The sequence below is a fragment of the Aquibacillus sediminis genome (assembly GCF_005870085.1).
Classification (GTDB): Bacteria; Bacillota; Bacilli; order Bacillales; family Amphibacillaceae; genus Aquibacillus_E; species Aquibacillus_E sediminis.
The window spans coordinates 57,923-79,258 of record NZ_SZNM01000002.1; the positions used below are offsets into that span (position 1 = coordinate 57,923).

The 21,336-nt window shown below is 36.3% G+C and carries 23 protein-coding genes and 1 other annotated feature; of the genes, 19 read left to right on the plus strand and 4 right to left on the minus strand.

From position 1 onward, the window contains the following. Positions 1-136: 136 nt before the first annotated feature. The 11 genes from polA (at position 137) to thrS (ending at position 12,824) form a co-directional block, all read left to right on the plus strand. Positions 137-2,770, plus strand: a complete 2,634-nt coding sequence (gene polA, locus FCI53_RS02095) for a DNA polymerase I (RefSeq protein WP_138415365.1) — start codon at positions 137-139, stop codon at positions 2,768-2,770. Positions 2,771-2,782: 12 nt separating this feature from the next. After that, positions 2,783-3,607: a DNA-formamidopyrimidine glycosylase gene (mutM, locus tag FCI53_RS02100; protein ID WP_138415367.1), complete on the plus strand. Its 825-nt coding sequence runs from the start codon at positions 2,783-2,785 to the stop codon at positions 3,605-3,607. A gap of 83 nt (positions 3,608-3,690) precedes the next feature. Beyond that, complete coding sequence (gene ytaF, locus FCI53_RS02105) at positions 3,691-4,323, plus strand: sporulation membrane protein YtaF (RefSeq protein ID WP_138415369.1); 633 nt, start codon at positions 3,691-3,693, stop codon at positions 4,321-4,323. A 152-nt stretch (positions 4,324-4,475) separates the two neighbouring features. Continuing rightward, positions 4,476-5,069: a dephospho-CoA kinase gene (coaE, locus tag FCI53_RS02110; protein ID WP_138415371.1), complete on the plus strand. Its 594-nt coding sequence runs from the start codon at positions 4,476-4,478 to the stop codon at positions 5,067-5,069. 273 nt (positions 5,070-5,342) lie between these two features. After that, on the plus strand, positions 5,343-5,720 hold the full coding sequence (speD, locus tag FCI53_RS02115) for an adenosylmethionine decarboxylase (protein ID WP_138415373.1): 378 nt from the start codon (positions 5,343-5,345) through the stop codon (positions 5,718-5,720). 244 nt (positions 5,721-5,964) lie between these two features. Further along, positions 5,965-6,354 carry a cytosolic protein gene (locus FCI53_RS02120; protein WP_138415375.1) on the plus strand — a complete coding sequence of 130 codons (390 nt, stop codon included), beginning with the start codon at positions 5,965-5,967 and terminating at the stop codon, positions 6,352-6,354. Positions 6,355-6,375: 21 nt separating this feature from the next. Further along, positions 6,376-6,837 carry a transcriptional regulator NrdR gene (nrdR, locus tag FCI53_RS02125; protein WP_138415377.1) on the plus strand — a complete coding sequence of 154 codons (462 nt, stop codon included), beginning with the start codon at positions 6,376-6,378 and terminating at the stop codon, positions 6,835-6,837. 290 nt (positions 6,838-7,127) lie between these two features. Then, on the plus strand, positions 7,128-8,534 hold the full coding sequence (locus FCI53_RS02130) for a replication initiation and membrane attachment family protein (protein WP_138415379.1): 1,407 nt from the start codon (positions 7,128-7,130) through the stop codon (positions 8,532-8,534). A 6-nt stretch (positions 8,535-8,540) separates the two neighbouring features. Beyond that, the gene (dnaI, locus tag FCI53_RS02135) at positions 8,541-9,473 is read left to right on the plus strand and encodes a primosomal protein DnaI (protein ID WP_138415381.1); all 933 of its coding nucleotides are present in this window, start codon (positions 8,541-8,543) and stop codon (positions 9,471-9,473) included. Between the two features lie 109 nt (positions 9,474-9,582). Then, positions 9,583-10,428 (plus strand): sporulation protein YtxC, encoded by an 846-nt coding sequence (gene ytxC / locus FCI53_RS02140; protein WP_138415383.1) that lies wholly within the window; start codon positions 9,583-9,585, stop codon positions 10,426-10,428. A gap of 449 nt (positions 10,429-10,877) precedes the next feature. After that, positions 10,878-12,824, plus strand: a complete 1,947-nt coding sequence (gene thrS / locus FCI53_RS02145; protein ID WP_138415385.1) for a threonine--tRNA ligase — start codon at positions 10,878-10,880, stop codon at positions 12,822-12,824. Between the two features lie 128 nt (positions 12,825-12,952). Here the strand turns inward: thrS and FCI53_RS02150 are convergent, their stop codons facing one another. Continuing rightward, a complete protein-coding gene (locus FCI53_RS02150; RefSeq protein ID WP_138415387.1) occupies positions 12,953-13,537 on the minus strand; it encodes a GNAT family N-acetyltransferase in 585 nt (194 codons plus the stop codon). A gap of 447 nt (positions 13,538-13,984) precedes the next feature. Continuing rightward, positions 13,985-14,104, plus strand: a sequence feature (ribosomal protein L20 leader region). 69 nt (positions 14,105-14,173) lie between these two features. On the opposite strand from FCI53_RS02150, the gene infC reads away from it, so the two are divergent. The 5 genes from infC to FCI53_RS02180 all read left to right on the plus strand — a co-directional run bounded on the left by infC (position 14,174) and on the right by FCI53_RS02180 (position 16,917). Beyond that, positions 14,174-14,677, plus strand: coding sequence for a translation initiation factor IF-3 (gene infC / locus FCI53_RS02155; protein WP_138415390.1), 504 nt, complete (start codon positions 14,174-14,176; stop codon positions 14,675-14,677). A 51-nt stretch (positions 14,678-14,728) separates the two neighbouring features. After that, a complete protein-coding gene (gene rpmI / locus FCI53_RS02160) occupies positions 14,729-14,926 on the plus strand; it encodes a 50S ribosomal protein L35 (RefSeq protein ID WP_138415391.1) in 198 nt (65 codons plus the stop codon). 95 nt (positions 14,927-15,021) lie between these two features. Further along, complete coding sequence (gene rplT / locus FCI53_RS02165) at positions 15,022-15,378, plus strand: 50S ribosomal protein L20 (protein ID WP_138415394.1); 357 nt, start codon at positions 15,022-15,024, stop codon at positions 15,376-15,378. A gap of 521 nt (positions 15,379-15,899) precedes the next feature. After that, positions 15,900-16,166 carry a DUF1294 domain-containing protein gene (locus FCI53_RS02175; RefSeq protein WP_138415398.1) on the plus strand — a complete coding sequence of 89 codons (267 nt, stop codon included), beginning with the start codon at positions 15,900-15,902 and terminating at the stop codon, positions 16,164-16,166. Between the two features lie 163 nt (positions 16,167-16,329). Further along, a complete protein-coding gene (locus FCI53_RS02180; RefSeq protein WP_138415400.1) occupies positions 16,330-16,917 on the plus strand; it encodes a TVP38/TMEM64 family protein in 588 nt (195 codons plus the stop codon). A 16-nt stretch (positions 16,918-16,933) separates the two neighbouring features. Here the strand turns inward: FCI53_RS02180 and FCI53_RS02185 are convergent, their stop codons facing one another. Further along, positions 16,934-17,317 (minus strand): sigma-w pathway protein ysdB, encoded by a 384-nt coding sequence (locus tag FCI53_RS02185; protein WP_138415402.1) that lies wholly within the window; start codon positions 17,315-17,317, stop codon positions 16,934-16,936. A gap of 305 nt (positions 17,318-17,622) precedes the next feature. Here FCI53_RS02185 and FCI53_RS02190 point away from each other — a divergent pair, with 305 nt between their 5' ends. After that, complete coding sequence (locus FCI53_RS02190; RefSeq protein WP_138415404.1) at positions 17,623-18,108, plus strand: dUTP diphosphatase; 486 nt, start codon at positions 17,623-17,625, stop codon at positions 18,106-18,108. Between the two features lie 88 nt (positions 18,109-18,196). Further along, positions 18,197-19,282: a M42 family metallopeptidase gene (locus FCI53_RS02195; protein ID WP_138415406.1), complete on the plus strand. Its 1,086-nt coding sequence runs from the start codon at positions 18,197-18,199 to the stop codon at positions 19,280-19,282. Positions 19,283-19,412: 130 nt separating this feature from the next. On the opposite strand, the gene FCI53_RS02200 is transcribed toward FCI53_RS02195, so the two are convergent. Both FCI53_RS02200 and sspI read right to left on the minus strand, forming a co-directional pair. Then, positions 19,413-20,033 carry a lytic transglycosylase domain-containing protein gene (locus FCI53_RS02200; protein WP_138415408.1) on the minus strand — a complete coding sequence of 207 codons (621 nt, stop codon included), beginning with the start codon at positions 20,031-20,033 and terminating at the stop codon, positions 19,413-19,415. Between the two features lie 157 nt (positions 20,034-20,190). Then, positions 20,191-20,409, minus strand: coding sequence for a small acid-soluble spore protein SspI (gene sspI, locus FCI53_RS02205; protein WP_138415410.1), 219 nt, complete (start codon positions 20,407-20,409; stop codon positions 20,191-20,193). Between the two features lie 138 nt (positions 20,410-20,547). Here sspI and FCI53_RS02210 point away from each other — a divergent pair, with 138 nt between their 5' ends. Beyond that, positions 20,548-21,294, plus strand: a complete 747-nt coding sequence (locus FCI53_RS02210) for a TrmH family RNA methyltransferase (RefSeq protein ID WP_138415412.1) — start codon at positions 20,548-20,550, stop codon at positions 21,292-21,294. The last annotated feature ends 42 nt before the right edge of the window (positions 21,295-21,336 follow it).

The following is a 21,336-nucleotide window of genomic DNA, read 5'->3' on the forward strand; positions in this document are numbered from 1 at the left end:
TAGTGTATCCATGGGTCAGCTTTTTTTGTTCTCACAGATAATCATGGTAAAATAAAGAGAAAATGTCCATAGTGGGAATTCCCGCCTGTTAAGGTGGATGAACAAAGTTCATGTGAAAGATAGAAGGAGTGCAATTATGACGAATAAATTAGTGTTAATCGATGGAAATAGTATCGCATACCGAGCGTTTTTTGCGTTACCTTTACTAAATAATGATAAAGGTGTCTACACCAATGCTGTCTATGGTTTTACAACGATGCTTTTAAAAATTTTAGAAGAGCAAAAACCAACCCATATGCTTGTTGCATTTGACGCTGGAAAAACAACATTTCGCCATAAAACCTATCAAGAATATAAAGGTGGAAGACAAAAAACACCTCCAGAATTGTCAGAACAGTTCCCGTTGTTAAGGGAACTACTGGATGCATTCGGCATAAAGCATTATCAGCTAGAACAATTTGAAGCCGATGATATTATTGGAACTTTAGCGACCCAAGGAAAAGAGGAAGATTGGGATGTTAATGTAATATCCGGCGATAAAGATTTATTACAGCTAGTTTCAGACCAAGTTAAGGTAAGTCTTACTAGAAAAGGAATCACAGATGTCGATACATACACACCTTCTTTCATGGAAGAAAAGATGGAAATTAGACCTGATCAAGTCATTGATATGAAGGCATTAATGGGGGATAGCTCCGATAATATTCCAGGTGTTCCTGGCGTTGGGCAAAAAACGGCAGTGAAGTTATTAAAACAATTTGATACGTTAGAAAATATGTATGAAAATATTGATGATGTCAGTGGGAAGAAATTAAAAGAAAAGCTAATTACTCATAAAGACGAAGCATTTATGAGTAAACAGTTGGTGACGATTCAGCTAAATTCTCCTATAGAAATCAAACTTGATGATATTTCGTATCCTGGTTATAACACAACGTCAGTAAGTACCATTTTTAAAGATCTCGGTTTTCAATCTCTATTAACTCGGATTGATGGTGCTGAAGTTGAAGAGGAGGAACAAGAGGCGTTAGACGCTATTGAGGTACAAGTAGTGGATGAGGTAACAAGTGATATGTTTATTGGCAAGGAAGCTTTAGAAGTGGAGATGTTAGAGGAGAATTATCACCTAGGCACGATTGTAGGCTTTGGATTAGTAAATGAACATAGACATTATTTTATTCCTGTTGACGTAGCGATTAAATCAGACGCCTTTAAACAGTGGGCAGAAGATCCAGCTTATAAAAAGGCTGTATTTGATGCTAAAAAAGTAATTGTAGCCTTGCTAAGAAAAGGTATTCATATAAAAGGGATTGAGTTTGACTTACTGCTGGCATCTTATTTGATTGATCCATCGGAAAACCATCATGACATTCCAGCAATCAGTCATCGAATGGGACAGAAACAAGTGCTGTTTGATGAGGAAGTGTACGGAAAAGGCGCGAAAATGAAGCTGCCTGAACAAGAACAATTACAAGAACATATTACACGAAAAGCGATGATGCTTTACAACCTCAAAGATGACGTTATTCAAAAATTAGAGGAAAATGAACAGCTTGAACTACTACAACAATTAGAATTGCCACTGGCATTAATTCTCGGGGAAATGGAACATACAGGTGTAAAGATTGATAAAAGCCGCCTAATGGAAATGGGGGAAGAACTCCAACAGCGTTTAAAAACGATCGAAGCGGATGTATATGAATTGGCTGGTGAAACGTTTAATTTAAATTCACCAAAACAATTAGGGCCGATATTGTTTGAGAAACTAGAACTTCCCGTCATCAAGAAGACGAAAACGGGTTATTCCACCTCTGCTGATGTGTTAGAGCAATTAAAAGACAAACATGAAATTATACCAAAGTTATTATTATATCGTCAGTTAGGTAAATTACAATCCACCTATATCGAGGGATTATTAAAGGTTGTCCACGATGAGGACAAAATCCACACACGATTTAATCAGGCTTTAACGCAAACAGGACGGTTAAGTTCGATCGAACCGAATTTGCAAAATATCCCGATCCGTTTAGAGGAAGGAAAAAAGATTAGGGAGGCATTCATCCCATCTGAAGAAGGTTGGGTCATCTTTGCTGCGGATTATTCTCAAATTGAATTAAGAGTGCTTGCCCATATTGCCAAGGATGAAAAACTAATCGCAGCATTTAACGAAGACAAAGACATTCATACAAGGACAGCAATGGATATTTTTCATGTAGCAGAAGATGAGATCACTGCAAATATGCGTAGACAAGCGAAGGCAGTAAACTTTGGTATTGTTTATGGTATAAGTGACTATGGACTATCACAAAGCCTTGCTATTACGAGGAAAGAAGCGAAAAAGTTTATTGATCGCTACCTCGAAAGTTATCCAGGTGTGAAGGACTATATGGATGAAATAGTCCAAGATGCAAAACAAAAAGGCTATGTAAGTACATTGATGAAACGAAGAAGATATTTGCCAGACATTACCAACCGCAATTTTAATCGTAGAAGTTTTGCTGAGCGTACCGCGATGAATACACCAATTCAAGGTAGCGCAGCAGATATTATAAAATTAGCGATGATTCGATTAGATGAAAAATTAAAACAAGAAAACTTACAAGCGCGTATGTTACTACAAGTACACGATGAGTTAATCATAGAAGCTCCGATAGATGAATTAGAGCAATTAAAGCAAATGGTACCAGAGATGATGGAGACTGCAATCAACTTAGATGTTCCACTAAAAGTTGATTATGCTTACGGCCAAACATGGTATGATGCTAAGTAAGGAGTAATAAACATGCCAGAACTACCAGAAGTTGAAACAATACGGAAGACATTAAAGCATTTAGTGTTAAATAAAACAATTGAAACTGTTTCTGTCTTTTGGCCAAAGATGATCAAGCATCCAGATGATGTCGACCATTTTACGCAGTTATTGCAAGGAGAAACAATTTTTGATATCAAACGAAAGGGAAAGTTTCTACTTTTTCAATTAAACGATTATGTGTTAGTTTCCCATTTACGTATGGAAGGAAAATACGGGGTGTTCCAAAAAGGGGATCCCGTTCTTAAGCACACCCATGTGATTTTTCATTTTAATAATGGAGAAGAGCTTCGATATAATGATGTTCGAAAATTTGGGACGATGCACTTATTTGAAAAAGGAACAGAGTTTAACAGCAAGCCTTTGAATCAGTTAGGTCCCGATCCATTTGAGGATCCATTTGAATTTGATGAGTTTTATAAAAAAGTTCATAAAAGTGAACGGTCGATAAAAAATATTTTATTGGATCAATCAGTTATGACCGGATTAGGGAATATTTATGTAGATGAAACTTTATTTAAGGCATCGATCCACCCGCTACGTAAAGGAAGCAGTTTAAGTAAACAAGAAGTCGCAACAATTCAATCAAAAGCAATTGAAACATTAAGAGAAGCCGTTGCTCAAGGCGGAACAACTATCCGTTCCTATGTGAATAGTCAGGGGCAAATTGGGATGTTTCAACAGCAATTATATGTCTATGGACAAGAAGAACAGCCATGCAGAAATTGTGATGAACGCATAACTAAAATGAAGGTTAGTGGAAGAGGGACACATATTTGTCCCAATTGCCAACAATAATCTCTTTTAGGATAATCGCACATGGGAATAGCTCCATCCATATACTATAGCAGTAAGAAGTATAGTTTAAAGGAGCTATCACCATGGCTGAATTCACCACATTTATACTCTTAGCTTTTGCTGTTAGTTTGGATAGTTTTATGGTTGCATTTACCTATGGATTACGAAAAATGATTTTACCTACACGGTCAATTTTAATTATTTCACTGATTGCCGGCGTTACGTTCTTCGTAGCAATGGCGATTGGTACGTATATATCCTCTTTTTTATCTGTAAAAGTCGCAGAACAAATTGGTGGTTCGGTATTAATTTTTATTGGTGTGTGGGTGATTTATCAATTTTTTAAAACAGATAACTCTAGAAACGAAAGTGATCCGACTATTTTAAAACTTGAAATTAAAGCTTTTGGTATTGTTATTCAAATATTAAAAAAGCCGATGGTTGCGGACATTGACCAATCGGGGAAAATAACGGGAATTGAAGCATTTTTATTAGGCTTAGCTTTATCGTTAGATTCATTTGGTGCTGGGATTGGTGCAGCGATGCTCGGTTTTTCACCATTTTACGCAGCAATTGGCATTGGTTTAACCACTGGGTTATTTCTGTCAATCGGTTTAAAGAGTGGTTATTTATTTTCTTATTGGCATTGGTTGCAACGATTGACTTTTATTCCAGGTATCATCTTAATATTAATTGGAATTCTAAAAATGACATAAAATGTGTGTTTTAAAAAGAAGGATAAACAGGAGCGAGAATACGGAATGGAGAGCTGATCTATTTAGCTACTCGAGAACTTAGAAAAACTAGAAACACCACCGTTTTCGTTTTTACCGGACTTTTAGAACAACATCTAAAAGGTGTGGTAATTGTGACAGTAACGATAGGACTAACTGGAAGTATTGCAACAGGTAAAAGTACGGTAGCGTCTATGTTCAAAGATCTAGATATACCTGTTATTGATGCAGATGTCATTTCTAGGCAGGTTGTTCAAATCGGAGAGGAGGCTTATCAAGAGATCGTCGCTACCTTTGGGGAAAATATCCTACAAGAAGATCAAAGCCTTGATCGAAAAAAATTAGGATCGATTGTTTTTGCGGATGAGAAGAAAAGACAGCAGTTAAACCAAATTGTTCATCCAGCTGTTCGTGGACGAATGCTGGAGTTAAAGGAAAGCTATCTGAATAAAGGTGAACCTATTGTTGTTTTAGATATACCTTTATTATTTGAAAGTAAGCTGACTTATTTAGTTGATTGTACAATCGTTGTTTATGTGGATGAGGAAACACAGTTGAAGCGGTTAATTGAACGTGACCAATCGTCGAGAAAAGAAGCATTACAACGTATTCAATCACAGCTTTCAGTGAAGGAAAAAGCTGCTTTAGCTGATTTTGTTATTGATAACAGTGCTTCATTACAGCAAACAAAAGAGCAACTACAAACGATTCTCGATCAGATTAAGTAAATGGTTGTCGGCAATCAAAAACATAATGGATAATCCATGTATACCTGTCCTATACTAATAACAGAGACTCCTTAGGTTGATAAGGAAGTTTCTGTTTCTTTATAATGAATTGAATGGCCATAACGGGGTAAAGCCATTATATTTTTTGCAAGACTAGATTTTTATTTCTTCTGAAGCCCACGTTTCTAGTCCTTAATGCGTTAGAACATTGGACAAACTTTCCCCCGTGGTAGGTTGACCTAGATGATCACAAGGCATAGAAGGGGGAGTTATATGGACACAATGGGTAGACATGTTTTAGCGGAGATGTGGGATTGTAATATTGAAAAGTTAAATGATATGGACTTGATTGAGAAAGTTTTTGTGAATGCTGCACTAAAAGCAGGAGCTGAAATTCGAGAGGTCACGTTTCATAAATTCGCACCATTTGGGGTAAGTGGTGTCGTTATTATTTCGGAGTCACACTTAACGATACACAGTTTTCCTGAACATGGGTATGCTAGTATTGATGTGTACACGTGTGGAGATATCATTGATCCCCATATAGCTGCGGATTTTATTGCACAATCGCTTGAATCAAAATCATGTGAAAAGGTTGAAATACCTCGAGGAATGGGAAAAGTTCAAATTGATAAACCGAAAGCTTTATAATGGAAAACGAACCAAGCCCTTGCTACCATAGATGCAAGGGCTTTATTTAGGTTGTATGTACTCAGGGTCAAATCAGAAAATGGAAAACTCATAGAAAGTTACGTCGGAATTTGTACCAATTACGATGATTAGGCAACCGAAGACATGTACTAAAAATATAGTGATATCGTTTTAATTAAAAACATGTTAAAATAACTATATGTATATGCGTTTTCATAACCAATAATGTTAAAGAGGTGCTTCGATGTCTATTAAACATACATTTAATAAATATTTTAATACACATTCTGAATCTAGTGAAAATCATTGGGATCCTAATCTGCAAACTCGTTATTTTAAGACAACAAAAGAAAAGGGATTTAAAACAATCGAGCAATTATTTAAAAATTCATCTTCATACAAAATTGTTGCAACATCTGAAGAACATGGAGAAATTAGTGTAACAACAAAAAAAGGAAGAAAAGCATTCATTGTTGCTACAGTTATTATGGTGCGCCCTTTTCGAACAGCGGTTGATTTTTCGGTGACAACTGAATCGATGTTCCCAATTGATTTAGGCTATAGTCATAATCTTATTCCGAAGTTATACGAGCAATTGAAAAAAGATTTAACTTTAATTGAAACCAATAATTAAAAACAAGGCTGGATGATGCATATGAAATGCCCAAATTGCCAATTTAAGAATACAAAAGTTTTAGACTCACGGCCAATTGAAGAGGCTCAGTCAATTAGACGACGCAGGGAATGTGAATCCTGTTCTTTTCGTTTTACGACTTTTGAACGTATTGAAGAGGTTCCTTTAATTGTCGTAAAAAAAGAAGGAACAAGAGAAGAATATAGTCGAAAAAAATTAATGCGTGGACTGATCAGGGCTTGTGAAAAAAGGCCGGTCGCTTTAGAACAATTGGAAAATATAGCAATTGAAATAGAAAAAGAATTAAGGAATCGCGGTACGTCAGAAACGCAGAGTAAAGAAATTGGAGAAATGGTAATGGATCGACTTTCGACCATTGACGAAGTGGCCTATGTTCGATTTGCGTCTGTTTACCGCCAGTTCAAGGATATAAGTGTATTTTTAGATGAATTAAAAGATTTAATTCGAACAGATAAATCATAAATGTTTACTCTGAGCCAATTTTGGCTCTTTTTTGCACATTAGGAAAGTATAAATTTTAGCAAAGAGGCTTATTTCGTCGTAATAAAAATTCTTAGGTGCTAAGTATAAGTGTAATTACGCCTCTGTCTTTGCCTTAAGGCTTGCCGGTCGGCAAGTTTTTTTCTTATCAGTACTTCTTTATTCATGATATAATAAACGATTGGTAGAAAGGCCTAATTGCATTACTAGTGATCGATAAATATCTTAATGTACGATTTGACTAACAGTACGATATAGAAAGGATAAAAATAATGCGACATCATATTGGAAAAATCCTCCCTATTGATGGGTATGCCGTCATCTGTCACTATGAATTATCCTCAGTATACTTTCAATCGTTAACGCATCTGTACCAACCGTTAATTGGGGCCAAAGCTCTTGCCCTTTATCAAACGTTGCATAGTGAATCCTTGTTAAGTGGCGATACTTCTTTTCCACAGACACATCATACATTAATGAATTATATATCGCTTCCTTTAGATGAAATTTATCAAGAGCGTTTAAAATTAGAAGCTATTGGCTTGTTAAAAACGTTTAAACGGGATACAGAAGAAAATACCATTTACACGTATCAACTGCTTGAGCCCTTTACCCCAATGGAGTTTCTGCAGGATGGTATGTTGTCTCAACTGCTGTATCATCACTTAGGGGATAAACAATATCGGTTATTACGCTCGTGCTTTGAACAAACACACTTAAAACAGGTTGCGGAAGGTACGGATGTAACGAAGAACTTTAACGATGTGTTTGATATGACGTCAACATTAACGACAATAAATCTTGGTCAAGAAATAAACAGTGAACAAGAACCTCAAGCAACAAATGGTCCGCCTACTTCTGACATTGATTTTGACTGGCTGGAGCAAATGTTGAAACAACGAATGTTACCAACAGCCTCTATTTTAACAGAGCAAAATAAGAAGTTAATGAATCAAATGATCCACCTATATAACTTGGCGAACCATGAGATTGAAAAAGCTTTGTTATGGGCAATCAATGATGAAAATTCATTGAACCAAGAAGAATTTAAATCGGCTTGTTTAGACCTTTTTCAGACAAAGCAAACAAAGTCATCAACTAAGGTTATTAATACTAAAGATAAATTAAAAACAAATGAATCGGACCAAGCTCAACCAGTTGGAAAAGAGGAGCAATTCATTCAATTACTTGAGCAAATCTCACCAAGACAGTTGTTGGAAGATTTATCTGGTGGAAATCAAGCTTCCACACAAGACTTAAAAGTGATCAGTGATGTAATGAGTAAACAAGGGTTGACACCGGGGGTAATGAATGTTCTTGTGCATTACGTTTTATTAAAGACGGATATGAAATTGACTAAATCTTATATGGAAAAGATTGCAAGCCATTGGGCTAGGAAAAATGTCAAAACTGTTAGACAAGCAATGACAATGGCTAAAGCTGAACACAAAAAGTATCAACAGTGGGGGAATAATAAGCAAAACTATAATTATTATAAAAAGCCAACAAAAAAAGAGGTTATTCCAGACTGGTTTCATGACCGCAATAATCAAAAGGCTGAGCAGCAGCATGTAAACCAACAGGATTCAAACCAACAACAAGAAACAAATGGTGAATCAGAAAATGCTGCAGACTTATTAAAAAATTATCTAAAAGATAAAAAATCTAACCAAGGATGATTTTAAATGGAATCAATACAAGAATCATTAAAAAAATGGATGAAAGATAATCGAAACTTTCAAGAAAACTTCCATAAAATTAGAACAGCGTTATTGCAAGATCCTGAGATACAAGGGATTTTATCACAACATCCTGAGCTGACTTCAAAAGACATTGATAAAAATTTAATGAAGATGTACGAATACAAATCACAGCAAAGTACGTGTGATAATTGTCCTTCCTTAGCGCAATGTGTCAATATCCTACCAGGATATACGCCAAGGCTGCATGTGGAGAATAAACAATTTCAATTGACCTATGAAAAATGTGCCAAAAAAATACAAGCAGATGAGCAACAAAAGAAGAAATCCTTAATCGAAAGCCTTTATATGCCTAGGGATATTTTAGAAGCATCTTTTGAACAACTTGATGCAAACGATCAAGATAGAACCAAGGCTGTACAACAATCTCTTGCTTTTGTTCAATCTTATGGAACCAAGCAAGCCGAAAAAGGGTTGTATTTTTATGGTCCATTTGGTGTCGGAAAGACTTACTTCCTTGGGGCGATTGCAAATGAGTTATCCGAACGTAAAATATCATCGATGCTTATATATATGCCGGAATTTGTAAGAGAGATGAAATCTTCGTTAAAGGATGACTCGATCAATAGAAAAATTGATCATTTTAAAAATACAGATGTATTGATGATCGATGATATTGGTGCTGAGTCACTCTCTGCATGGTTTCGAGATGAAATATTAGGCTCCATTCTACAATACCGAATGATGGAGCGTCTTCCAGTATTTTTCACATCGAACTATAGCATGGAACAATTAGAGCAGCATTTAGCAACGTCTAATCGCGGTGATACAGATAAAGTAAAAGCTGGACGAATAATGGAAAGGATTAAGCAAGTGAGCAAGGAAGTGCCACTATTTGGAGCGAATCGCCGAACATAGATTGGCGTGAAAAATTCGTTCTATTAGCTTTCTTTTTACTAGATCATACATGTTTTTGCGATCTCACCCATATAATGTAACAGTTTGATCGTGGTGAGGGTGATATGTAGTGCTAGACGTGTATTTTGAATCGAACAAGGAAGCTATTACTTTTTGTCAACGCTTGTTTCAATATGATCACAATGCCGAATTTCATTGTAAAAAAAATGATGAAGGGCGAAGTAAAATTAAAATAGATGATTCAGCTACGGGGGATCATCTATCGGGAATGATAGCTAAAGCGTTGACAGATGTGTTTATTTGTCACAGAGAAATACGATGGGTTAAGCACATTGTGCAAACTTGTTACTATTACAAAGATTTGGAGGAGATACAACGAATTGTTGATCTAACACAATCAATAGTTACAGAAGATCAAGAGGAATTTGAACAAATCATAAAGGATAATAAGCCGAGAGTTACTTTGCAAAAACTTTTTGCACAGCATGCAAATGATAAAGTAATTTATTTTGATTCGATTGTTAATTTCCGATTTCATAGGTATCGTGAAGAGTTAATCGAAGTTGTTGGACTAGCTATTGATGAGTTTAAACGGGAAGAGGAATATCAATCGTTTGTACAATCATTGCGAGAATATGTAGATAAAAAAAAGTCAAAGTTTTCAACCATCCATGTTTTACAAGGGAAAGACTTCACTTTTTACAATGCAGATGGAAAGCCATTCACCAGTTTGGAGTTGAAAATGTTGATTAATAAGGAGCCGCTTTACATAGTTGGTTTAGATCAAGAAGAATTAAATTTAACTCCACTACTTGCAATGGCGCCAGAGGAAATAATTATTTATGGGGATTTTCCATCTGAGGCAAAGACATTAACGATTATTAACGTGTTTCAAGAACGAGTGAAGTTTGAGACAAGTGATCATTTTCCATTTGTGCATTATTTAAAAAGTTAACCGATGTGCTTGATTTTTATCGATTCAACCGCTATAATACTTTCATATAAATGATAATGATCAATAAGCGTACATCGGTATTGATGAGGACAAGGTCTTATGTAAGGATCTACATTAGAGAGGGAAATCGAGGCTGAAAATTTCCTGTAGCATTCACCTAGGATCACCACCTCTGAACCCTGCTATTCGAAAATAGTTATTAGTAGAATGCAGCGTTTCATCTACGTTACAGATGAATGAGCCGTCATCATTTGATGCGGAAATTAGGGTGGAACCACGAGCCAACGCTCGTCCCTTTGCTATTTAAGCAAGGGGATGGGCGTTTTTTTGTCGTTTAAAAAGGTTATCGTTTTAAAAGGATTATCTCATAATTTGTGTTTACATCGACAACACATTTTACGAGGGAATAGCCACCTGAATACGATCTAATAAATGAAGGAGTGAACATCGTGTCAAATCAATTAGAAATTATTTTTCCAGATGGTAACAAGAAGGAGTTTCCACAAGGAACAACAGGTGAAGATATTGCAGCATCGATCTCGCCAGGGCTTAAAAAGCAAGCATTGGCTGTGAAAGTGGCCGGTAACTTGTATGATTTACGCAGAGAGTTACCAGAGGGTGGAGAAATTGAAATTATTACCAATAAGAATGATGAAGGCATTGAAATCATGCGCCACTCAACTGCTCACTTAATGGCACAAGCAATCAAGCGTATTTATGGAAACGTGAAATTAGGGGTAGGACCAACAATTGAAAATGGTTTTTACTATGATATTGATATGGAAGAATCGATTACACCTGAGGACCTACCAAAGATTGAAAAAGAGATGCAAAAAATTATTGATGAAAACTTAGAAATTGTCCGTAAAGAAGTTACAAGAAACGAAGCAAAACAAATGTATGAAGAGATTGGTGACAATCTCAAATTAGAGTTGCTTGAAGATATCCCGGAAGATGAAACAGTTACGATTTATGAACAAGGGGAGTTTTTTGACCTTTGTCGAGGTGTCCATGTTCCATCAACAAGTAAGATAAAAGTATTCAAGCTATTAAGTATTTCTGGTGCTTATTGGCGTGGTGATAGTAAGAATAAAATGCTTCAACGTATTTATGGTACGGTATTTGAGAAAAAAGGCCAATTGGATGAATACCTTCGTCTACGTGAAGAAGCAAAAGAAAGAGATCACCGTAAGCTTGGAAAGGAATTAGGCATTTTTACTGTTTCTCAAAAAGTTGGACAAGGGTTACCATTATGGCTTCCTAATGGTGCAACAATTCGTCGTACAATTGAACGTTATATTGTTGATTTAGAAGAACGTCTTGGTTACAACCATGTGTATACACCAGTACTAGGAAGTGTTGATTTATATAAAACAAGTGGACACTGGGACCATTATCAAGACGACATGTTCCCAACTATGGAAATGGATAACGAAGATTTAGTATTACGTCCAATGAACTGTCCACACCATATGATGGTATTTAAAAATGAGTTGCATAGTTACCGTAATCTTCCAGTACGTATAGCTGAGTTAGGTACGATGCACCGTCATGAAATGTCTGGAGCACTAGCAGGGCTTCAACGTGTACGTGCGATGACACTTAATGATGCGCACATCTTCGCTCGACCGGATCAATTAAAAGATGAATTCAAGCGTGTAGTAGAATTGGTTCAAAATGTATATAAAGACTTTGGGCTTAATGATTATTACTTCCGTTTATCTTACCGTGATCCAGAAGATAAAGAAAAATATGTGGATAATGATGAGATGTGGGAAAAAGCACAGGCAATGTTAAAAGAAACAATGGAAGATATGGAGCTAGACTATGTAGAAGCAGAAGGGGAAGCGGCCTTCTATGGTCCAAAACTTGATGTGCAAGTGAAAACAGCACTAGGAAAAGACGAAACCCTATCAACGGTTCAATTAGACTTCCACTTACCAGAACGTTTTGATCTTACTTACATTGGTGAAGATGGAAAAGAACATCGTCCAGTTGTTATTCATCGCGGGGTAGTGTCCACGATGGAACGTTTTGTTGCCTTCTTAATTGAAGAATACAAAGGGGCATTCCCAACATGGTTAGCACCAGTACAAGCTAAAATTATTCCTGTATCAGCAGATGTTCACTTGGATTATGCTAAGAAAGTGGAAGAACAACTACGTTTCCAAGGTGTTCGTGTTGAGGTTGATGAACGAGATGAGAAAATTGGTTATAAAATCCGTGAAGCACAAGTTCAAAAAGTCCCATTTGCATTAGTTGTTGGGGATAAAGAAGTTGAGGCAGAAGCAGTTAATGTTCGTCGTTATGGTGAAAAAGATTCGGAAACAAAAGCCTTAAAAGACTTTACTGCAGAAATCAAATCTGAGATCGAAGAACGTAAATTACGTAACTAAGGATGGATGTTTTCCTAAATAGAAAGGGATAGATTACTAAATGAAGTAGCATGAAAAAACGCTCAGAATAATTCTGAGCGTTTTTTTACTTTACCACCTCTGTTAGCCTTTTTGTATTAATGCTCCCTTTAATGGAGGCGTATTTTACTACTATTCGTATATTCCGTTTTTAAAATGGAATACATTTGTGTATCTCGAAATTCTCCTTTTATGTATTCATTTTTTCTTAACGTTCCTTCGTATTTCATCCCCATTTTTTGCATTATCTTCTGGGAAGCAAAATTGTCGGTATCACATCTTCCCTCAATTCTATTTGGTGATAGAACATCAAATCCATAATGCAAAATTTTATTAAGCGCCTCAGTAACAATTCCTTTACCCCAAAAATCTTCGGAAAGAAAATAACCTATTTCTAAACAACTATGCTCATTATTCCAATCTATAAACGCTGCAACGCCTATTACTTTTCCTGTATCTTTTAATTCAATTGCCCACTCACCAGACTCACCATTTTCATAACCACTAATTACAGCTTTTAGAAAATCATTCGTTACTTCTATTGTTTTGTTTACTTCCCATGTCATTGGATTAGCCACTTTTGGATTAGAACAAAAATAATGAACATCGTTTAAATCTGAAAAAGTTAATTTTCTTAGTTTTAACCTTTTAGTTTCTAAATCAGGCATTTCTTTTAAATAGTTTTCAAAATTCATTCTCTAACTCCCTCGTATAAACTTATTATTTTTTTATTCAACCTTTTGTAAGACATAACTTTTAACATAATATACCATTTAATCTTTTGTAATTAGAAGGAAAAAGCCCCCAATCGATGAACCTTTTGTTTGAACTCTTTCACGTTCAGATTAGGCAACAGCACAGGCATTGCAGCATCAGATTTCTCTCAGCTTCTGTGGGAGCTTTCGTTGTTTCCTCCGTAAAATACTTTACAATCGATTAACATTAAAAGAATACGAGGATAGTAATACCTGAACAAGGGTGACCGCTTATTACCAAAATTTGTTTGGAATATTTTTTTGAAATTCCTTGTAATTATGATAAAAGTTCGTTATTATGTAAAAGTCTCATTGTTAAAAACAGCCGAGCAGTTGACATGGATTGGACATTATGCTATTCTTTTATAAGTGAAATTAAATATGAACTAAGGCAAGTAGAAGCACCCGCTTCTCACCTGATTGACGCAAGATTGCAGTTGACAGGTTATTCTGATGATAACAGATGACGTGTGGGTGCAGTGTGTGTACCGACACTTTTTTTATGTTAACAACAATACTTGTCTAAGGGCTCATTGTCTCAAAAATTTATGGAGGTGGCTGATTATTAGCAAAGATATGAACGTCAATGAGAAAATTCGTGCTCGTGAAGTTCGTCTCATTGATTCAAATGGGGACCAATTAGGTGTTAAACCACGTCAAGAAGCGCTGGATATTGCTGCAACAAGAAATCTAGATTTAGTATTAGTTGCACCGAATGCAAAACCGCCGGTATGTCGTATTATGGACTACGGTAAATATCGCTTTGAACAACAGAAGAAAGAAAAAGAAGCGCGTAAGAAACAAAAAATAATTAATGTAAAAGAAGTCCGTCTTAGTCCTGGAATTGAAGAACACGACTTCAATACAAAATTACGTAATGCAAGAAAGTTTCTTACAAAAGGCGATAAAGTAAAAGTTTCGATTCGTTTCCGCGGACGTGCGATTACCCATAAAGAATTAGGTCAAAAAGTACTTGAACGTATGGCTGAAGAATGTAAAGATCTATCCACGGTTGAACAAAAACCAAAAATGGAAGGTCGAAGTATGTTCTTAATGCTAGCACCAGTCAATGAAAAATAATCAATCTAATGGTTGTTTAAAAAAGTTATAGCTTACAAGGAGGAACTACTCATGCCAAAAATGAAGACCCATAAAGGTTCTCAAAAACGTTTCCAAAAAACAGGTTCTGGGAAGCTGAAGCGTTCCCACGCATATACTAGTCACTTATTTGCTAACAAATCACAAAAACAGAAGCGTAAACTTCGTAAGAGTGCTACTGTTTCTGCTGGTGACTACAAACGAATTAAACAAATGCTACAAAACAAATAAGGTAAAGCTTACAGTAGGAATATTCCACTGATGAGGATTTACACTAACTAAACATTCACGAACGAATCGTTGATATATACTAGGAGGGAATTACTATGGCACGTGTTAAAGGTGGAACAGTTACACGTAAACGTCGTAAACGTATTTTAAAGTTAGCTAAAGGTTATTATGGTTCAAAACATGCACTATTCAAAACAGCTAAGCAACAAGTAATTAAGTCAGGTCAATATGCATACCGTGACCGCAGAAACAAAAAACGTGAATTCCGTAAATTATGGATTGCGCGTATTAACGCTGCAGCACGCCTAAACGACTTATCTTATAGCCGTCTTATGCACGGGTTAAAGCAAGCTGGTATCGAAGTAAACCGTAAAATGCTTGCAGACCTTGCAGTAAATGACGAAAAAGCATTTGCTCAATTAGCTGAAAAAGCAAAAGCGGCAATTAAATAATAATAGTTTATAATAAAGAGGCTGTCCCGCAAAGGGTTAGCCTCTTTTTAAATTAGGCCGATTTTGAAATGGTTGTTATTGGATATAAGCTGTATTATACGACATAACCATCATAATTTTGCTCTCTACTTTTCTGAATAAATTAAGTGATATACCATCGCTATGGCAGAATACTCCGCTTTCCGCGGGCACGGCCTCAGGCCAACAGGATGTTGGTCACGCAGGCGTTGTCACAGGACGTGACGATCTTAGCCTACGTTCCTTAATTCAGTGGGGCTTCGGACACATGCTGTTCCTGCAGGACAAGGAAAGCTTCGACAGCAATACATCGCACGAAGAAAATTGGTTTGTATTTTCAAGGAGGCTCACCAGCCCCCCACAGGAAAGCGTAGTGTATTTCCGCAGCGACTTTTAGCACTCTCTTTTTAGAGGAGGTTGCAAGTGTTATGTAGTATAATACAGCATATGTGCATCAGCACAGGTAATCAGTCTTTTAATTTAATTAGTAGGTAGGGAATGCGATGGATTTAAGTTTAATTGCTATAGGTTATTTGATTATTGTGAACGTTTTGTCGTACAGCGTGATGGGTATAGATAAACAACGTGCAAGAAAAGGAGAATGGAGAATACCAGAAAATACGATATGGATGCTATCAATTATAGGTGGATCAATCGGAAGTGTTTTAGGGATGAATGTATTTAGACATAAAACAAAGAAATTACGATTTAAGTTTGGATTACCATTCATACTAATCGTTCACCTTTTTTTACTGGCATTCAATTTGTAGATTAAGATACCGCGACTTTCTCGCTCGATGATCCAATCTATTGGTAACCATTACTTATGTAGTAAGAAAGAGTGATATGAGATAAGTTAATTATGTTTTTGTCATATAGGCTCGTCTTATGTCATAAGTATGGAGTAAGAAGCGATAAAGGGAGGCTCTCCTTATGGAATATGTGGGTACGTATGTGTTGGCCGTTATTGAAACTGGAGGGTTATTTGCTCCACTGCTATTTATCGGAATTCACTTGTTAAGACCGATATTTTTTCTTCCTGTTGTTTTTATTTGTGTATCTGGTGGGATCTTATTTGGAACAGTAGCAGGTACTCTATATTCCGTTATTGGTATTACGCTTTCCAGTCTATTTTTCTATCGAATGGTGCAATGGATGCCAAACACGGCGAACAGGTTTGTGAAAATGAAGCAAAAAATTATTGGTGATAACGCTAGCCTAACGACATCACAAATTGCATTATTAAGGTTAGTCCCGTTTATACATTTTCATCTTTTATCTTTATGTATTCTTGAGATCTCCCAAAGTTTCAAGGACTACATGAGGTCTTCTCTGTATTCAAACATACCATTAGCGGTTGTTTATACATCGATTGGGCAGTGGCTCTCAAGCTTATCGCCCGTGATGATGGCTAGTTTCTTGATCTTATTATTACCTTTTATTTATTTGTTGCGAAGAAAAGAAATTATTATTAAATGGGAAGATTTTTTCACTGCAAACGCATCAAAACCTGGCATTTAAAGATGCCAGGTTTTGCTTATTTAATATAAAGCTTATTCATTGGATATTTCCAATCTACCTTTGCATAAGGATAACGAATTAAAATCTCCTCTTCTAGAAAATATAAATCAGCTCTTTCCAATCCTTTGAGTTGCCCGGGATGTTTGGCATGAACACTTATATTTACCACATCAAAAGCGTCTTCAGTCGTTCCTAAGTATTTTTCCCCTTCAAATAAAAAGCCTTTGTAGGTCATTAAAAAATTCTTCTTCACATTATCTGGATCGTCGTGAAAGTAAAAAGCTTTCTTTTCTCTTGCTACCTCTAACTTCCTTTTCGGATTCATCAAGTATTTATAAGCACTGTAAAATAAAAAGATAATGGCAATCAAGAGTAGTAATCTGAATAATAATACAATCATGTTTATCGTCTCCCTATCAAATGGTCCTCTTATATACGAATGGTAGTAACAAAAGGTTTCAAAAAAATTTTGCATGATCATGTCAAAAAAAGTAAAATAACAAATAGATGCAACTTATTTTATCTTGGTAAGATTCCCACTTCAAAACATGATAGGAAACGGAGATGTTTAAGTGGGAGTTAACTTTCGCTTTGACCCTGAATGGTTCTAGGTCTGAGGGTCATACCCTTGTGGTGCTAACACTAATTGGGGGAGAGCCCCCCCTAATTAGTGAAGTTTCACTTTATCTAAAAAGGAGAATAAAGATGAATTGGGATCAGTTATTTACGATGCAAGAAAAATTAGATACATATATTGAAACAAATCATAACCTACAAGCAAGTGATTTAGTAAATAAAAAAATACTGGCATTACTTGTTGAAGTTGGTGAACTTGCTAACGAAACACGTTGTTTTAAATTTTGGAGTCACAAGGATGCAAGCGAACGACAAGTGATATTGGAAGAGTATGTAGATGGTTTACATTTTATTTTATCACTAGGTCTTGAAAGTAATTTTCGTTATGACGCTGGGCCAATCCCTTCATCTACGGAAGATGTGACGACTCTATTTAATCATGTGTTTGAGCAAATCATAGCATTTAAACAAACCATAAGTAAAGAAACCTATCACCAAATGTTTACCGCATACCTTGCATTAGGAAATAGTTTAGGCTTTGATGAGACGAGTGTTAAACAAGCATATTATGAGAAGAATAAGGTTAATCACGAGAGGCAAGATAAAGGATATTAGGTGTACCCATAAATAGGTATTTTTTGTTAAATGTTGCAAAAAGAGCTATAATTTAACTGGTAGGGAAGTATCTGAAGGAGGATTACATATGGCAAAAACAGATGAAACATTAACCATGCTGAAGGAATTAACAGATGCACGCGCAATTCCTGGTAATGAGAGAGAAGCTAGAGATGTAATGAGCAAATATATCTCTCCTTATGCAGATAAGGTGTATACAGATAATCTTGGTAGTTTAATTGCTGAGAAAGTTGGTAAAGAAAATGGACCAAAAATTATGGTGGCGGGTCACCTTGATGAAGTGGGTTTCATGGTAACTCGAATTGATGATAAAGGTTTCGTTTACTTCCAAACTGTTGGTGGTTGGTGGAGCCAAGTCATGCTTGCACAACGCGTTACCCTTCTAACGAGAAAAGGCGATGTAACAGGTGTGATAGGTTCGAAACCACCTCATATTTTACCAGCAGAAGCTCGCAAAAAACCAATTGAGATTAAAGATATGTTTATTGATATTGGTGCAACTAGTAAAGAAGAAGCAGAGGAATTCGGCGTTCGCCCTGGTGATTCAGTTGTACCATACTTTGAATTCACACAAATGAAAAATGAAAAATTACTTCTTGCTAAAGCATGGGATAATCGTATTGGTTGTGCGATTGCAATTGAGGTATTGAAGCAATTACAAAATGAAGACCATCCGAACCAAGTTTATGGGGTCGGAACCGTACAGGAAGAAGTAGGGTTGCGTGGTGCAAAAACGTCAACCAACACCATTCAACCAGATATAGGATTTGCTGTGGACGTAGGTATTGCTGGTGACACACCAGGAATTTCTGATAAAGATGCCGATAGTAAACTTGGAGAAGGACCACAAATTATTCTTTATGATGCGTCTGCCATTTCTCACAAAGGGTTACGTGACTTTGTTCTTGATACGGCTGATGAGAAGAAAATCCCATATCAATACGCTTCCCTAGCTGGTGGTGGTACTGATACTGGTTCCATTCATTTAACAGCGAATGGTGTACCGGCACTATCGATTACTATTGCAACTCGCTACATTCATACACATGCAGCAATTCTTCATCGTGACGACTTTGAAAATGCTGTGAAATTAATCGTTGAAGTAATTAAAAACTTGGATGATGATAAAGTAAAAGAAATTACTTTTGGTTAATGAAAAAAACGAGGATACCATTGAATGGTATCCTCGTTTTTTTCATTAATAATGCAACCAAGAACCGTTTCGATAGTTCTTCTGGATTCTGCTAATCACGCAACTTGATGATTTAGTGAGAAAGTACATGTTAAACGGTATAACTGCTCAACACATTTTGTACATAATTTTGCGTTTCCTTGAATGGTGGGATTCCATTATATTTATCCACATTTCCTGGACCAGCATTATAGGCAGCAAGAGCCAATGTCGAGTCACCGTTGTAGCGGTCAAGCATTTGTTTTAAATATTTCGTACCACCAAAAATGTTCTGTTTTGGATCAAAAGCATTATGAACTCCAAGTCCATTAGCTGTTTGGGGCATCAATTGCATTAATCCTTGTGCACCAGCATGGCTAACAGCATTGGGGTTGTAGTTGGATTCGTGTTGGATCACGGATCGAATAAGTTTTTCATCAACTCCGAACGTAGTCGCTGCATCTTGGATGATGGATTGAAAACTAGTATTTGATGTTGTGGTACTTGGATTCATTTTAATATTAGGAAAGTAATTTTCTATCGCATGCTGATTATTAGTAGGGCGTTGTTGGGTTGGATAACTAGCCGTGTCTTGCTGTAATGACAATTGCTGCTGCATGTATTGTTTAAAAGTGTGTGTAAGTAGGGAAGCGTCGGATGTGGCATTATTATTATTCGTTAAAGTTGCCATTGCTTGCAATTGTATCAAATGTTGAAGATTCTTAATTTCCATGATCGTCATTCCTATTCTACAATAAGATGATGTAATTTTACCTTATCAACTGGAACTAGGCAATAGCTAGTTAGTAATTGGGAAAATAAAGTAATGGTGTTATGCAAGCAAAAAGGTTGTTCCAAAATAGAACAACCTTTTCTAATTCTAAGTAAACTTATGAGCCAGCTTGATTAACACCTTTTTCTAGTGCCGACAGCATTTCTTGTTTGTCGTTCTCATCTGCTTGTTGCCAAATTAATTCAAATAAAACGCCTAGTCCTGGAAGCATTTTTTCCTCACCACTTTGGATGGCATCCACAATCGTTGCTTCTAATTCTTCTGTATTATTGTTGGAAACATTAGATAGAATAGCTTTTCTTAAATTTAAATCCATCCGATCACCTCATTCGCTTAATTATGGTCTATTTCTGCATTAGATGGTAATTTTTTCGCAGAATAGTTACTACTAGTTTGACCGCTTGTCACACAATTATGTATGATAGAGAAGAAATTCATCTAGAGGATGTGGATCATGATCACTTCGGTTCAAAACAATAAAGTAAAACAATGGAATAAATTAAAGAAGCGAAAAGATCGCAATAATACCAAAACTTTTTTAGTGGAAGGCTATCACCTTATACAAGAAGCAATAAATAGCAACTGGCACTTGCAAGAGGTTATCATTCAAGAAGGGGCAACCGTTCCGGATTGGTTAGCGGATTATGAGTTAACCTACGTTTCCGATCATGTATTAAAAGCAATTACTGACACGAAAACACCACAAGGAATTGCGGCAGTAGTGGAAATGAAGCAGCCCGAGTGGGCGGACTTTAATCAACTTTTGTTAGTTGATGCAGTTCAAGATCCCGGTAATTTAGGAACGATGATTCGAACAGCTGATGCTGCAGGATTTGATGGGGTAGTTTTAGGAGAAGGAACCGTTGACCTGTTTAATGATAAAGTTGTTCGAGCTACACAGGGTTCGTTATTCCACTTACCAATTTTCCAAGCTTCATTGGAAGAAAAGATGGTGACATTACAAGATCAAGGATTCGAGATATGGGCTGCAACATTGGAAGGTGCAAAACCTTATCCATCCCTTCATGTTCCTGATAAAGTGGCATTAATTGTTGGCAATGAAGGTGCGGGCATAGCTTCGTCTATAGTGCAAAGCGCGGATCAAAAAGTACATATACCAATATACGGAGCTGCGGAATCTTTAAATGTAAGTGTAGCAACAGGAATATTGTTGTATCACCTAGCAAGTAGCAGAAATTAGCTTGATTCTTTAGTTATTTCCTAGTTCCGTTCGTCTTGGTGA

What these genes read in the sequence shown, in the direction of transcription:
- FCI53_RS02210 (WP_138415412.1), top strand. Translation starts at nt 20,548, where the DNA reads ATGATCACTTCGGTTCAAAACAATAAAGTAAAACAATGGAATAAATTA.
- FCI53_RS02130 (WP_138415379.1), top strand. Translation starts at nt 7,128, where the DNA reads ATGCGACATCATATTGGAAAAATCCTCCCTATTGATGGGTATGCCGTC.
- polA (WP_138415365.1), top strand. Translation starts at nt 137, where the DNA reads ATGACGAATAAATTAGTGTTAATCGATGGAAATAGTATCGCATACCGA.
- FCI53_RS02200 (WP_138415408.1), bottom strand. Translation starts at nt 20,033, where the DNA reads ATGGAAATTAAGAATCTTCAACATTTGATACAATTGCAAGCAATGGCA.
- FCI53_RS02190 (WP_138415404.1), top strand. Translation starts at nt 17,623, where the DNA reads ATGAATTGGGATCAGTTATTTACGATGCAAGAAAAATTAGATACATAT.
- ytaF (WP_138415369.1), top strand. Translation starts at nt 3,691, where the DNA reads ATGGCTGAATTCACCACATTTATACTCTTAGCTTTTGCTGTTAGTTTG.
- FCI53_RS02185 (WP_138415402.1), bottom strand. Translation starts at nt 17,317, where the DNA reads ATGATTGTATTATTATTCAGATTACTACTCTTGATTGCCATTATCTTT.
- FCI53_RS02150 (WP_138415387.1), bottom strand. Translation starts at nt 13,537, where the DNA reads ATGAATTTTGAAAACTATTTAAAAGAAATGCCTGATTTAGAAACTAAA.
- nrdR (WP_138415377.1), top strand. Translation starts at nt 6,376, where the DNA reads ATGAAATGCCCAAATTGCCAATTTAAGAATACAAAAGTTTTAGACTCA.
- rpmI (WP_138415391.1), top strand. Translation starts at nt 14,729, where the DNA reads ATGCCAAAAATGAAGACCCATAAAGGTTCTCAAAAACGTTTCCAAAAA.
- dnaI (WP_138415381.1), top strand. Translation starts at nt 8,541, where the DNA reads ATGGAATCAATACAAGAATCATTAAAAAAATGGATGAAAGATAATCGA.
- FCI53_RS02195 (WP_138415406.1), top strand. Translation starts at nt 18,197, where the DNA reads ATGGCAAAAACAGATGAAACATTAACCATGCTGAAGGAATTAACAGAT.
- infC (WP_138415390.1), top strand. Translation starts at nt 14,174, where the DNA reads ATGAACGTCAATGAGAAAATTCGTGCTCGTGAAGTTCGTCTCATTGAT.
- FCI53_RS02180 (WP_138415400.1), top strand. Translation starts at nt 16,330, where the DNA reads ATGGAATATGTGGGTACGTATGTGTTGGCCGTTATTGAAACTGGAGGG.
- rplT (WP_138415394.1), top strand. Translation starts at nt 15,022, where the DNA reads ATGGCACGTGTTAAAGGTGGAACAGTTACACGTAAACGTCGTAAACGT.
- FCI53_RS02120 (WP_138415375.1), top strand. Translation starts at nt 5,965, where the DNA reads ATGTCTATTAAACATACATTTAATAAATATTTTAATACACATTCTGAA.
- sspI (WP_138415410.1), bottom strand. Translation starts at nt 20,409, where the DNA reads ATGGATTTAAATTTAAGAAAAGCTATTCTATCTAATGTTTCCAACAAT.
- speD (WP_138415373.1), top strand. Translation starts at nt 5,343, where the DNA reads ATGGACACAATGGGTAGACATGTTTTAGCGGAGATGTGGGATTGTAAT.
- FCI53_RS02175 (WP_138415398.1), top strand. Translation starts at nt 15,900, where the DNA reads ATGGATTTAAGTTTAATTGCTATAGGTTATTTGATTATTGTGAACGTT.
- mutM (WP_138415367.1), top strand. Translation starts at nt 2,783, where the DNA reads ATGCCAGAACTACCAGAAGTTGAAACAATACGGAAGACATTAAAGCAT.